Source organism: Williamsia serinedens, from assembly GCF_024171725.1.
GTDB classification, from domain to species: domain Bacteria; phylum Actinomycetota; class Actinomycetes; order Mycobacteriales; family Mycobacteriaceae; genus Williamsia_A; species Williamsia_A serinedens.
The window spans coordinates 163,627-175,822 of record NZ_JAMTCG010000004.1; the positions used below are offsets into that span (position 1 = coordinate 163,627).

At 70.1% G+C, this 12,196-nt stretch carries 13 protein-coding genes; 4 read left to right on the plus strand and 9 right to left on the minus strand.

The genetic code is table 11. The annotated features are described in order from the left end of the window. The first annotated feature begins 23 nt into the window (after positions 1-23). Positions 24-509: an NUDIX hydrolase gene (locus LX12_RS11795; protein ID WP_253654748.1), complete on the plus strand. Its 486-nt coding sequence runs from the start codon at positions 24-26 to the stop codon at positions 507-509. Here the strand turns inward: LX12_RS11795 and LX12_RS11800 are convergent. From LX12_RS11800 to LX12_RS11820, 5 genes are read right to left on the minus strand one after another with little or no spacing between them, the layout of a single operon-like run. Next, complete coding sequence (locus LX12_RS11800; protein WP_253654749.1) at positions 506-1,156, minus strand: isochorismatase family protein; 651 nt, start codon at positions 1,154-1,156, stop codon at positions 506-508. The genes LX12_RS11795 and LX12_RS11800 overlap by 4 nt on opposite strands. Continuing rightward, positions 1,153-3,036 carry a hydantoinase B/oxoprolinase family protein gene (locus LX12_RS11805; RefSeq protein WP_253654750.1) on the minus strand — a complete coding sequence of 628 codons (1,884 nt, stop codon included), beginning with the start codon at positions 3,034-3,036 and terminating at the stop codon, positions 1,153-1,155. The genes LX12_RS11800 and LX12_RS11805 overlap by 4 nt, the downstream gene beginning before the upstream one ends. Positions 3,037-3,072: 36 nt before the next feature. Next, on the minus strand, positions 3,073-5,130 hold the full coding sequence (locus LX12_RS11810) for a hydantoinase/oxoprolinase family protein (RefSeq protein WP_253654751.1): 2,058 nt from the start codon (positions 5,128-5,130) through the stop codon (positions 3,073-3,075). Positions 5,131-5,166: 36 nt separating this feature from the next. Next, entirely contained in the window at positions 5,167-6,375 is a 1,209-nt protein-coding gene (locus LX12_RS11815; protein WP_253654752.1) for a CaiB/BaiF CoA transferase family protein, read from the minus strand. After that, positions 6,372-7,061 (minus strand): GntR family transcriptional regulator, encoded by a 690-nt coding sequence (locus tag LX12_RS11820; RefSeq protein ID WP_253654753.1) that lies wholly within the window; start codon positions 7,059-7,061, stop codon positions 6,372-6,374. The genes LX12_RS11815 and LX12_RS11820 overlap by 4 nt, the downstream gene beginning before the upstream one ends. A 136-nt stretch (positions 7,062-7,197) precedes the next feature. Here LX12_RS11820 and LX12_RS11825 point away from each other — a divergent pair, with 136 nt between their 5' ends. Both LX12_RS11825 and LX12_RS11830 read left to right on the plus strand, forming a co-directional pair. Then, the gene (locus tag LX12_RS11825; protein WP_253654754.1) at positions 7,198-8,097 is read left to right on the plus strand and encodes a hydroxymethylglutaryl-CoA lyase; all 900 of its coding nucleotides are present in this window, start codon (positions 7,198-7,200) and stop codon (positions 8,095-8,097) included. Next, on the plus strand, positions 8,094-8,612 hold the full coding sequence (locus LX12_RS11830) for a metallophosphoesterase family protein (protein WP_253654755.1): 519 nt from the start codon (positions 8,094-8,096) through the stop codon (positions 8,610-8,612). The genes LX12_RS11825 and LX12_RS11830 overlap by 4 nt, the downstream gene beginning before the upstream one ends. On the opposite strand, the gene LX12_RS11835 is transcribed toward LX12_RS11830, so the two are convergent. Continuing rightward, positions 8,609-9,340 (minus strand): hypothetical protein, encoded by a 732-nt coding sequence (locus tag LX12_RS11835; protein ID WP_253654756.1) that lies wholly within the window; start codon positions 9,338-9,340, stop codon positions 8,609-8,611. The two genes, LX12_RS11830 and LX12_RS11835, sit on opposite strands and share 4 nt — an antisense overlap. Positions 9,341-9,512: 172 nt before the next feature. Here LX12_RS11835 and LX12_RS11840 point away from each other — a divergent pair, with 172 nt between their 5' ends. Further along, entirely contained in the window at positions 9,513-10,508 is a 996-nt protein-coding gene (locus LX12_RS11840; RefSeq protein WP_253654757.1) for an SDR family NAD(P)-dependent oxidoreductase, read from the plus strand. Here LX12_RS11840 and LX12_RS11845 read toward each other — a convergent pair. The 3 genes from LX12_RS11845 to LX12_RS11855 are packed head-to-tail and all read right to left on the minus strand — an operon-like array spanning position 10,477 to position 12,192. Beyond that, positions 10,477-10,893 (minus strand): DUF6992 family protein, encoded by a 417-nt coding sequence (locus tag LX12_RS11845; RefSeq protein ID WP_253654758.1) that lies wholly within the window; start codon positions 10,891-10,893, stop codon positions 10,477-10,479. The two genes, LX12_RS11840 and LX12_RS11845, sit on opposite strands and share 32 nt — an antisense overlap. Beyond that, positions 10,890-11,876 carry an LLM class F420-dependent oxidoreductase gene (locus LX12_RS11850; protein ID WP_253654759.1) on the minus strand — a complete coding sequence of 329 codons (987 nt, stop codon included), beginning with the start codon at positions 11,874-11,876 and terminating at the stop codon, positions 10,890-10,892. Before LX12_RS11850 ends, LX12_RS11845 begins: the two co-directional genes overlap by 4 nt. A gap of 10 nt (positions 11,877-11,886) precedes the next feature. Continuing rightward, positions 11,887-12,192, minus strand: coding sequence for an MGMT family protein (locus tag LX12_RS11855; RefSeq protein WP_253654760.1), 306 nt, complete (start codon positions 12,190-12,192; stop codon positions 11,887-11,889). Positions 12,193-12,196 lie beyond the last annotated feature (4 nt).

Sequence of the window (12,196 nt, forward strand, 5' to 3'; positions counted from 1 at the left end):
GGTTCCCGCCTACAGTGCGTGACGTGCCCACCCCCGACTTCATCCTCGATCTGCGCGCGAAGATCGGCCACGCGCCGCTGTGGCTGTCGGGGGTCACCGCCGTGGTGTTGCGCGACCCGGACGCCGCGCCGCGGACCGACGTCCTGCTCGTCCGCCGCGCCGACACCGGCGCATGGACGCCGGTCACCGGGATCATCGATCCGGGCGAGGAACCGGCCGTCGCGGCCGCGCGTGAGGTGACCGAGGAAGCGGGGTGCGAGGCCGTCGCCGAGCGCCTCGCCGCCGTGGGTGTCACCGACCCGATCACCTACCCCAACGGCGACGTGTCGCAGTACCTCGACCTCACGTTCCGGATGCGGTGGACCGCAGGCGAACCCGCGATCGGCGACGACGAGAACACCGAGTGCGGCTGGTTCCCGCTCGACGCCCTGCCGCCCATGTCCGCCGAGATGCGGCGCCGGATCGCCGCCGCCGTCGACGACCGTCCCGGCGCGGTGTTCCGGACCTAGGCCGGCCGGGCGTCGCCGAACAGGGCGATCGCCGCGTCCAGGTCGACGACGTCGGCGTACTTCGCCTGCAGATCCAGCAGATTCGCGTCGTGGATCGCGGCGGTCCGGTCACCGCACGCGTCGGCGACGACGATCGGCGCGAAGCCGTGAGCGATCGCGTCGGTGGCGGTGGCCCGCACGCACCCGCTGGTCGACAGGCCGCAGATCACGAGGGTGTCGATGCGCCGCGCGGTCAGCGTCGCCGCGAGCGACGTCCCGCTGAACGCGCTCGCGTACTGCTTGGTCACGACGGTCTCACCGGGCGCGGGCCGTGGGTGGTCGACGAGCTCGCCGAGCGGCGACCCGGCCGCGAACACCCGCAGCGACGGGATCTTGCGGACGAAGAGCCCGCCGTCGACGACCTCGCCTGTCTCCGGGTCGATCTGGTACTCGACGCGGGTGAAGACGACCGGCACCCCGAGACCACGGGCCGCGTCGACAAGCCGCCCGCACGCCGCCACCGCATCCTCGACCGGCGCCCGCAGCGGCGATCCGTCCTCGGTGTAGGCGCGGGCGAGGTCGATGACGAGGACGGCGGGACGTTCCCCCACACCCACCGACCCGGCGAAGCCCGAGGCCCGGTAGTCGTCGATCGGACCCGGTGTCACCGCCCCGACCGGGCCGTCACCGGCGGACGCGGCGCCGGCAGCCCCGTCTCGGCCTCGCAGCGCTCGAGGATCTCCGGCATCTCCGGACCCATGTCGAACGTGGCGAGCTCGCCCCGCGAGGAACGGATCTCGTCACGACGCGCCTGCGTGGCCGCGGTGTCCACGACACCGTCGGCGTCGCAGACCACGCCGTAGCCGCCGGCCGCGCCGTCGACGGTGACGAGACCCCGTCGCACCTCGAGGGCGACCAGTTCGGGGTCGCGATCCAGCGGGTCACCCCAGCCGCCCCCACCCCAGGTGACGAAGTGCAGGACGTCACCCGGGTACACGGGCGCGTCGTGGATCTTGCTCGGCAGGATCTCGACCTCGCCCGCGGCGCGCTGGATCCACTTCCGGCCGCGCGCACCGGGTTTGCCGCCGTTCACACCCCACGGGTAGGTCAGCCAGCGGTCGTCGTGGATGGCGATGGTCCCCGGCTGCTCGAAGTGGTAGGACACGTCGACACCGTTGCCGCCGCGGTGGACGCCCGCGCCGCCGGTGTCCGGGACGGTCTCCCAACGCTCCACCCGCAGCGGGTAGTACGACTCGAGGTACTCGCACGGGATGTTGACGAACGACGGCCACAGCGAGTGCCCGTCGGGGCCGTCCCCGATCGGCCGCCCGGGGATGCCGCCGAACCCGATGGAGTACAGCTGGAACCACTCGCCGTCACGGGGACCACCGTCGTAGTGGCCCGAGTACATGAAGTGCGGCGACGACGAGAACCCTGCCGCGTTGAGGATCTCGGGATTGCCCTGGCCGAGGAGCCCGCCGAACAGGTCGAAGACACGACCGATGCCGTGGTTGCGTCCGTTCAGCGCAGCGGGATACGCCGGTTTCCAGAACGAGTTGTCGGGGATGGTCACGTCGATCAGGGGATAGAACCCGTCGTTCCAGAGGATCTGGGGATCGGCGACCGTGATGACGTAGATGCCGAAGAACATCCGGACGAGGTTCTCGTTGATGAAGTAGTTGATCGGTCCGACCGCCTGCGGCGCGTGCTCGGAGAAGTCGAGGTGGATCTTCTCGCCGTGCCGGGTCAGCTTGATGGTCAGCTGGTACGGCCCGTACCCGCAGCCGTCGTCACAGATCCAGTCGCTGAACTCGATGGTCTTCTCGTCGACGAACAACGTCGCGAGCAGCACCTTCATCGCCTGGTAGTTGCGGTCGAGCAGGGCGTCGAGCGCGGACAGGTAGGTCTCGACCCCGAACCGGTCACAGAGTTCGACGATGCGCCGCGACGCCGTCGTGCACGCCGCGACGAGACCGTTGAGGTCCGCGCGGTTCCAGTCGGGCATGCGGACCTGGTTGAGGATGATGTCGAGCGCGGTGTCGTTCAGCTCGCCGTGGTCGTACAGCTTGAACGGCGGGATCACCACGCCCTCTTCGTAGATGGTGCGCGCGTCGGCAGGCATCGACGACGGCGTCTTGCCGCCGACGTCGGACATGTGGCCGAACATCGACGCCCACCCGACGACCCGCCCGCTGTGGAAGATCGGCAGCACGACGAGCCAGTCGTTGGCGTGGCTGATGGCCGCACCACAGGCGTACGGATCGGAGGTGAGCAGGATGTCGCCCTCGCCCACGGTCCCGTGGAAGTTGTCGAGGAAGTCGGGCACCGACAACCCGAACTGGCCGACGACCATCTTCCCGCTGGGGTCGGCGATGAGTGGGAACTCGTCGTGCTGCTCGCGGATGCCCGGGGACAGCGCGGTGCGGAAGAGCACCTCGTCCATCTCGTATCGGGCGTTGCGCAGGGCGTTCTCGATGATGTCGAGGGTCACCGGGTCGACGGTGGTCTTCTCGACGGGCTCGGTGGTGGTCTCGATGATGGTGGCCATGAGGTTCTCCTGGTGCCGAGGTGTCCGGGGATGGTGTCAGAGGGGACGGATGACGAGGCAACCACTGGGGTCGACGGTCGCCGCGTGACCGGAGAGGACCAGCGTCGTCGAGTCCATCTCGGTGACGATCGCCGGACCGCGGACGACGTTGCCCGCCTGCAGCGTCGTCCGGTCGTAGATGCCCGCGCTGGTGGGGCCACCGTCCATCCAGACCTGCGACTCCCGCAGCAGTGCGGCCGACGGGTCCTCGGATCCCTGCTCCAGCTCGGTGAACGCCACCTGCGGCCGCGGGCCGCTGACCGTGACACGCAGGTTGATCACCTCCCGCTCGTTGGGCAGCAGGAACGAGAAGAGCCGCTTGTGCTCGGCGTCGAAGGTGGCGCCCAGGGTCTCCAACAGGTCGCCGCCGCCGCCGAGCGCCTCGGGGGCGAGGTCGACGGGGATCTCGAAACCCTGCCCGTGGTAGCGCAGATCGACCTGATACGTCGCCGTCTGCGCGTCGCGGGCGACGCCCTCCTCGGTGAGCTGCGCGGCGGCGGCGTCGGCGAGGTCGGCGATCACCGTCCGCAGTTCCTCGCCGGTCAGGTCGCTGAACGCGCGGACCATCGTCCGTGCGCTCTCCGCTCGGAGGCACGTCGTCGCGTCGCCGTAGGCGCAGAGGACACCGGGTGACGGTGGGATGATGACCGGCCACGACCCGGTGAGGCGACCGAGTGCGTTGGCGTGCAACGGCCCCGCCCCGCCGAACGACACGAGCGCGAAGTCGCGGGGGTCGAACCCCTGTTGCACGCTGACGAGCCGCAGTGCGCCGAACATGTTCTCGTTGACGATGTCGACGATGCCCGACGCCGCCGCCTCGGGGGACTCGAGTCCCATGGCGTCGGCGATGGTCGCGACGGCCGTGCGCGCGGCGTCGACATCGAGGGCGACCTCGCCACCGGCGAGTTCGCTGGGCAGATAGCCGAGGACGACGTTGGCGTCGGTGACGGTCGGTTCGGTGCCGCCGTTGCCGTAGGCGGCGGGTCCGGGATCCGCTCCGGCCGACTGCGGTCCGACGCGCAGCGCCTTGGTGAGCTCGGGCACGTGGGCGATGGATCCACCGCCGGCCCCGACCGTCCGGACGTCGACGCTGGTGGCGCGCACCGACAGATCGCCGACCTTCGTCTCGCGCCCGATGCGGGGCTTGCCGTCGAGCACGAGCGCGACGTCGGTGGACGTGCCCCCCATGTCGAAGGTGAGGAAGTCGGAGTACCCCGCCTGCTGGGCGAACCACACCGCGCCGGTCACACCGCCGGCCGGACCCGACAGCAGCAGCGACACCGGGTCCTCGGCCGCCTTGTCGGCCTGCACGAGGCCGCCGTCACTGCGCAGGATGGACAGCGGCGCCGAGATGCCCTTGTCGTGCAATGAGCTGTCGAGGTTGCGGACATATCGCGATACCTCGGGCTGCACATAGCTGTTGGCGACGGTGGTCAGGGTGCGCTCGTACTCGCGCATCTCCGGCAGCACATGCGACGAGAGCGAGACGGGCACGTCGGGCAGTTCCTCGGCGACCCACCGCCCCACCTGTTCCTCGTGCTCGGCGTTCGCGTAGGAGTTGATCAACGAGACCGTGACGGCCTCCACCCCGGCCCCCTTGAGCGAGCGCAGCGCGGTTCGACACTGGTCCTCGTCGAGCGGTCGGACCTCGCTGCCGTCGGCCGCTATCCGACCGACCACCTCGACGGTGTTCTCCAGCGCGGCCAGCGGTTCCGGCTTGGGCCAGATGATCCACCCCGCGAGTCCGCCCGGCACGAACGACCGCGCGATCTGCAGCACCTGCCGGAAGCCCTCGGTGGTCACCAGACCCACCTTCGCGCCGCGGCCCTGCAGGATCGCGTTGGTGGCCACCGTCGTCCCGTGCAGCACCTGCTGGATCTCGCCGGGATCGATCCCGGCGTCGGCACACACCTTGCCGACGCCGTTGAGCACCCCCACGGACTGATCGGCCGGGGTGGACGGGGTCTTCGCGCGGTAGGTGCTGCCGGAGGTCTCCTCCAGCAGGAGCACGTCGGTGAACGTGCCGCCGACGTCCACTCCGAGTCGATAGCGCATGGGTCCTCCTGGGTGTCTCAGGTCGCGGTCGGGGGGTCAGATGATGTCGCGGGCGTGCAGGTCGGCGCGCTCGTCGTCGGACAGGCGGAGCAGTCCGCCGTAGATCTCGTCGTTGTGCTCGCCGAGCTCGGGACCGAGATGCCGTACCGCACCGGGTGTCTCGCTGAGCTTCGGGACCACGTTGTGGACGGGGAACTCCCCGAGGTCGGGGTGAGCGAGGCGGACGATCGCGTCCCGGGCGGCGAAGTGCGGGTCGTCGAACATGTCGCGGGCCGTGTAGATCCGGCCGGCGGGGACGCCGCCGTCGTGCAGACGCTCGAGCAGGCCCTCGGTCTCCTGGTCCGCGGTCCACGCGGCGATGATGCCGTCGAGCTCGTCCATGTTCTCGCCGCGGGCGGCGTGCCCGGCGAACCGTGGTTCGGCGACGAGGTCGTCGCGTCCCATGACGGATGCGAGTCGCTTGAAGACGGTGTCCTGGTTGGCGGCGATGAGGATCATCTCGCCGCCCGCGGTGGGATAGACGTTGCTGGGCGAGACGTTCGGGAGCACCGACCCGGTCCGCTCGCGCTGATACCCCGCGATCCCCCACTCGGGGATCATCGACTCCATCATCGCCAGGACCGCCTCGTAGATCGCGGAGTCAACGACCTGCCCGCGTCCGGTCGTCGACCGTCCGTGGAGGGCGGACAGGACACCGATCGTCGCGAACACCGCGGCGAGGGAGTCACCGAGCGATATCCCCGCGCGCGACGGCGGGTTGTCGGGATCACCGGTGACATAGCGGATCCCGCCCATCGCCTCCCCGATGGACCCGTACCCGGCCCGGGTCGAGTACGGACCCGTCTGTCCGTACCCGCTGACCCGGGCCATTACGAGACCCGGGTTGTCCGCGCTGAGCACGTCGTACCCGAGTCCCCAGCGCTCCAACGTGCCGGGACGGAAGTTCTCCACGACGACGTCGGCCTGCGCGATGATCTCGCGTGCCAGGCGCTGGCCGTCGGGCGTACGCATGTTGCACGTCACCGACTTCTTGTTCCGGGCGACGACCGGCCACCACAGCGACTTGCCGTAGGGCTTCTCCCGGCCCCACTGTCGCATCGGGTCCCCGCTGCCGGGCGCCTCGAGCTTGATCACCTCGGCACCGAAGTCGGCGAGGAGCTGTCCGCAGAACGGGCCGGCGAGGAGCTGTCCCATCTCCACCACCCGCAGGTCGGCGAGCGGGCCCGTACGGTCGGTGTCGGTCATGCCGTCACTCCGATCTCGTCGTCGAGAGTCGTTGTCCTGGTCTGGGTCTCGTCTGCACGCAGCGCGGCGAGCAGGACGGATTTCGCGGCACGGACGTGCGAGCGCATCACCGCGTCGGCCCACACCTCGTCACGGGCGCGCAGTGCCGCGACCAGCTCGCGATGGTGCCCCGCACTGCGTCGCAGATCGTCGGGGGCGTAGCGGTGGAAGGTGCGCATCATCAGCGGCAGTTGCGTCACCGCGGCGAGCATCGACGTCAGTCGCGTGCTCGCCGACGCCTCGCGGACGATGTCGTGGAAGGCGACGTTGGCCGCGGCGACCGCGTCGAGTCGACCGGCCGCCGCGGCGGCCTCCATCTCGTCGCAGAGCTCCGCCATCCGATCGGTGCTCTCCGCGGTGATGCGCGTGGCGGCCCGCCCGGCCGCGAACGCCTCCAGGGTCATCCGGAGGTCGTAGATCTCGTCGAGATCGTCGGCGGTGAACGCCGACACCCGCGCGCCGCGGTGCGGCAACACCTCCACGAGGCCCTCGACCTCGAGCTGTCGAAGGGCCTCGCGGACCGGGGTGCGGCTGGCCTCAGTCAGCTGCGCGAGTTCGGCCTCGCCGAGCCGCGCGCCGGGTCCGTAGCTGCCGTCGAGGATGGCGGCCCGGATCGACGAGTACGCCCGGTCGACCGCTCGTTCCACATCCACTCCCTCGTCGTGTTGTATGCAACTTAGGTCCGCAGTCCGGTTCATGGGCGCGTTTTACCGAGATTTCACACAGTTGCGTGCACGGCTGTATGCAACCTGCGCCCTGGCCCTCGGTGGTTGAATGGCGTCCATGACAGTCTCGGGCACGCACGTGGTGGAGGTCGGTCCGCGCGACGGGCTGCAGAACGAGAAGAAGGTGCTCGACGTGGACACCCGCGTCGCCCTGATCACCCGCGCGGTCGACGCCGGGCTGAAGCGGATCGAGACGGTGAGCTTCGTCAACCCCAAACGGGTCCCCCAGATGGCAGGCGCCGAGGAGGTCATGGCGGCGCTCCCGCGCAGGGACGACGTGAACTACATCGGTCTCGTGCTCAACGAGCGAGGTCTCGACCGCGCCCTGGAGGCCGGCGTCGACGAGGTGAACGTCGTGGTGGTCTGCACCGACGAGTTCAGCATGCGCAACCAGGGCTGTGACGTCGCCGAGGGCCTTGCCCGGTGGGAGCGCATCGCCGAGCGGTCGAAGGCCGCGGGGGTGTTCACCTCGGCGACGCTGGCCGTGTCGTTCGGGTGCCCGTTCAGCGGAGAGGTGACCGCCGACACGGTGATCGACATCGTCGACCGAGTCGCGCAGTCGGGTCCTGACGAGATCGCGATCGCCGACACCATCGGCGTCGGTGTGCCCGCGCAGGTCCGCGCGCTCCACGAGGGACTGGTCCGGGTCGCGCCGGACGTCCGTCGTCGGTGGCACTTCCACAACACCCGTAACACCGGATATGCCAACGCGCTCACGGCGTTCGATCTCGGCGAGTGTGCGTTGGACTCGAGCATCGGCGGCTTCGGCGGATGCCCGTTCGCGCCCGCCGCAACGGGGAACATCGCCACCGAGGACCTGCGCTACCAGCTGGAGCGGTCCGGGGTGGACACCGGCATCGACGGTCTCGCCGTCGTCGACGCCGCGACCTGGCTCAGCGCCGAGCTCGACTCCCCGGTGCAGGCCTTGCTCGGCAAGGCAGGTCCGTTCCCGGGATGACGGCACAGCGTCTGCTGCTGCTCGCCGACACGCACATCCCGAAGCGCGCCAAGCGGTTACCCGACGAGGTCCTGTCGGCGATCGACGACGCCGACGTCGTCATCCACGCCGGCGATTGGGTGGATCTCGCCACCGTCGATCTTCTCGAGGAACGGTCGCGACGACTGCTCGCCTGCTGGGGCAACAACGACGGTCCCGACATCCGGGCCCGTCTGCCGGAGCGGGCGCACATGGTTCTAGGAGGCCTGCGGTTCACCGTCGTCCACGAGACGGGTGCGGCAACCGGCCGGGAGAAGCGGATGGCAGCCGAGCACCCGGACACCGACGTGCTGGTGTTCGGGCACAGCCACATCCCCTGGGACACCGTCGGACCCGACGGGATGCGGCTGCTGAACCCGGGGTCGCCGACGGATCGGCGTCGGCAACCCCACTGCACCTACATGACGGCGACGGTCGACGACGGCGAGCTGACGCAGGTGGACCTACATCGGCTCGCCGTCGTCTCCCGGGGTTAGCGCGCGGCGATCGCCTGCAGCGCCGACGCGCGCGACGTCGCGCCGAAGTCGAAGACCGGCTTCGTCAGGTGCACGTCGAGGGTGTTGTTCGGACCGGCGATGAGCCCGTTGATGATCGGCGCGAACAGTCCGCAGTCCCCCTGGAACGGCGGGATGGTGTAGGTGCCCTTGACGTGTGCGTCGGCCGTGTTCTGTTGGAAGAGGGCGGTGGCGTCGATGGAACCGGTCAGGTTCGCCGTCGTGGTCGTCGTCGAGCAGTTGCCGCCGGCGGGGACGAGCGTCAGGTCCGACGAGCCCAGGCTGCCGATCCCCAGCGGTGCGACCTTGTCGAGGCGGATCCGGAACGACTGAGCCACCTTGAGATCCAGCGTCGGGGCCTCCGCGGTCCCGCCCTGGGTGATGGTGCCGGTCACCTTCGTCGGGTCGACGATCGAGATGGTGAAGGTGGCGAGGGTCGCGGGCCCGAGCTTCAGCGCGGCGGTCGCCTGCGGCAGGGCCAGTGTCCCGACGACGTTCGTGAGGTCGGTCCGGGTGGACAGGGTCGTCGTGCCGAAGGTGACGGGCTGCCCCGTCTTCGAGATGACGGTGGTGGTGTCGGCGGTGAAGGCGATGCCCACCGGATAGTCGTCACCGACGTCCGCCTGAGCGGGGGCGATCCCCACGGCGCCCAGCGCCGCGGCCGCCAGGGCCGCCGCGACGACGGCGGTGATGTGCCTGCGAAGTCTCATGCTGTGTCCGTTCCTCCGGCTCGACACCCGAGGCGGTGTCGATTGCCGACGCAAACTAACAGTGGAGATCACGACCGAGTTCAGGATCGGTAACAGTTGTGTTGGCAAACTACACAGGCGTACGTCCGATTCGTGACGTTTCACAGCCACCACCGCGACTACCCTCGACTCCGTGAATCCCCTGCTCCGCGGCGTGGACGTCCTGTTGGACCGCACCGTCGTCCCCGGTTACTCCCGCATCGGGTCCACCGTGCGTCGGCGCTTCTGGGCGCCCGATCCCGAACCCTTCGGCTCCCCTGTCGACGTCATCGTCACCGGCGGCAGCTCCGGGCTCGGCGCGGCCACCGCGGCTGGGCTCGCGCGCCTCGGTGCCCGCGTCCATCTCGTCGGCCGATCCGCGGACCGCCTCGAGGCGTCGGCGCGGCGTGTTCGGCAGCGCGTGTCCACCGCCGAGGTGGTCGTCCGCGAATGCGACATCAGCGACCTCGACGCCGTCGCGCGGCTCGTCGACGACGTCACCACCGACCTCGATGCGGTGCACGCCGTCGTCCACAGCGCCGGGGTGGTGCCGCCCGAGCGGACGCTGTCCGCGCAGGGACACGAGTCCGCCTTCGCCACGCACGTCCTGGGGCCCGTCGCACTCACCGTCGGCCTGCTGCCGGTGCTGCAGGGCGACTCCCGTGTCGTGTTCGTGTCCAGCGGTGGCATGTATCCGGTCCCGCTGCGGGACACGGACTTCGAGTACGAGAGGGGCGACTACTCGGGGCTGACCGCCTACGCCCGCACCAAGCGCATGCAGGTGGTGGTGGGCGAGCAGCTCGCCGACCGGATCACCGGCGACCACTCCCCCGTCACGGAGTCCGGACCCGTGGTCCACAGCATGCATCCCGGTTGGGCGGACACCCCGGGCGTCACCGACTCCATCCCCGGCTTCGCGAAGATCATGGGGCCGATCCTGCGGACCGACACCGACGGCGCGGACACGATCGTCTGGCTGTGCGCCGCTCCGGAGGCTGCGCGGTCGACCGGCCTGTTCTGGCACGACCGTGCACCGCGACCGACGCACTACCCGTCGTGGCGTACCGACGACCCCGCTGCTCGAGATGCGTTGTGGTACACGATCGTCGAGGCGACGTCTATCGACCCGACAGCACTCGGGCGTGGGTGAGGTCGAGCACGAACAGCGCTGCGCCCTGCACGATCACCGCGGCCCCGTGGCCGCGAGCCCGCTCCGGCGTGATGCGGCCCCGCAGGTCCGGGGTCGTGGCGGCGAACCACGCACCGCCCGCGACATACCCGACGTCGAGGCCGGTGTTCACCCAGAGCAGGCGCCGGAGCTTCGGGGTGGTCGGCGGCGTCGACTGGCGTGACGCGACGGCCGCGATGGCGAGGTCGATCGCACCCCACGCAGCGTTCTGCTGTCCGAACGCTCGCGCCCGGGGCGTCGAGCCGGCCACCGCGAGCGCGCCACCGAGCACCGTCGACGCACCACCCCAGACGGCCAGGCGTCGGGCGAGACGTCGTGACACCGCCGGGGCAGGATCGATGGTCACGCGAACGCCCCGATGACCTTCTCGGTGAACAACTCCAGACCCGAACGGTCGTGCGCCGCCTCGACGAAATAGGTGATCGCGTAGGTCATGCCCTGACCCTCGGCAGCGCGCAGGCGCTCGACGATCTGCTCCGGCGTGCCGACGAGCGGCCCGCTCGCGAACGACTCGACCGCACCGTCGAGAGCCTCCGGCGACAGGAACGGCCGGTACTGCTCGCGGATGCGGTCGATCTTGTCCTCGACCTCCGACTGGGTCGGGGCGATGACGACGTTGTAGTTGGCCGATCGGGTGATCGCGTCGAAGTCGGTGCCGACGTCGCGGCAGTGGTCGGCGAGGATCTGCGACTTGCGGTCGAACACGTCGGGGGTGCCGTCGAAGTTGGTGTACGAGGCGTACTGCGCGGCGATACGCAGGGTCTTCTTCTCGCCACCACCGGCGATCCACAGCGGGATCCCGCTGTCCTGCAACGGCAGCGGGCGGCAGATCGCGCCGTCGACCTTGTAGTGCCTCCCGTCGAGGGTCACGCTGCCCTCGCGCCACATCTGCGACATGATCTGCACGCCCTCGTCGAGCATCGCGATGCGTTCGCCGGCACGGGGGAAGCCGTAGCCGTAGGCCTTCCACTCGTGCTCGTACCAGCCTGCGCCGATGCCCATCTCGACGCGGCCGCCCGAGATGATGTCGATCGTCGCGGCCTGCTTGGCGAGGTAGGCGGGGTTGCGATACCCCATGCACGTGCACATCTGGCCGAGGCGGACCCGCGACGTGGCGGCCGCATACGCCGCCATGAGCGACCACGCCTCGTGCGTCGCCTCGTCGGTGGGCACGGGGACGGTGTGAAAGTGGTCGTAGACCCAGATCGACTCCCATGGCCCCTGGTCGGCCACGGTGGCGATGTCGAGCATCGTCTGCCACTGCTGTGCGGGGTCGATGCCGACCAGATCGAGACGCCAACCCTGGGGTACGAACAGTCCGAAGCGCATGGCTCTCACATTAGGCCGCGTCGGGCCACCACCGAGCCGCCTCGACGTCGACCACCCCGCGGCGCAGCGGCGTCCCCTCGATGTGCCAGTGCTCCTGCGCGTCGACGACGAGGTGCGCGGGCAGCGTCCCGTTCGCCCGGACCACCCGCCACCAGGCGACCGCGGCGCCCTCCCGCGCCATCACTCCCCCCACGCCCCGCGGCCCGCCGCGGTGCAGGTACTCGGCGATGTCGCCGTAGGTCATCACCCGCCCCGGCGGGATCCGGTCGACCACGTCGAGCACCAGCGCCGCGAACTCCTCCTGCGCCTCACCCACCCGA

What these genes read in the sequence shown, in the direction of transcription:
- LX12_RS11805 (WP_253654750.1), bottom strand. Translation starts at nt 3,036, where the DNA reads ATGGCCACCATCATCGAGACCACCACCGAGCCCGTCGAGAAGACCACC.
- LX12_RS11810 (WP_253654751.1), bottom strand. Translation starts at nt 5,130, where the DNA reads ATGCGCTATCGACTCGGAGTGGACGTCGGCGGCACGTTCACCGACGTG.
- LX12_RS11815 (WP_253654752.1), bottom strand. Translation starts at nt 6,375, where the DNA reads ATGACCGACACCGACCGTACGGGCCCGCTCGCCGACCTGCGGGTGGTG.
- LX12_RS11825 (WP_253654754.1), top strand. Translation starts at nt 7,198, where the DNA reads ATGACAGTCTCGGGCACGCACGTGGTGGAGGTCGGTCCGCGCGACGGG.
- LX12_RS11830 (WP_253654755.1), top strand. Translation starts at nt 8,094, where the DNA reads ATGACGGCACAGCGTCTGCTGCTGCTCGCCGACACGCACATCCCGAAG.
- LX12_RS11835 (WP_253654756.1), bottom strand. Translation starts at nt 9,340, where the DNA reads ATGAGACTTCGCAGGCACATCACCGCCGTCGTCGCGGCGGCCCTGGCG.
- LX12_RS11850 (WP_253654759.1), bottom strand. Translation starts at nt 11,876, where the DNA reads ATGCGCTTCGGACTGTTCGTACCCCAGGGTTGGCGTCTCGATCTGGTC.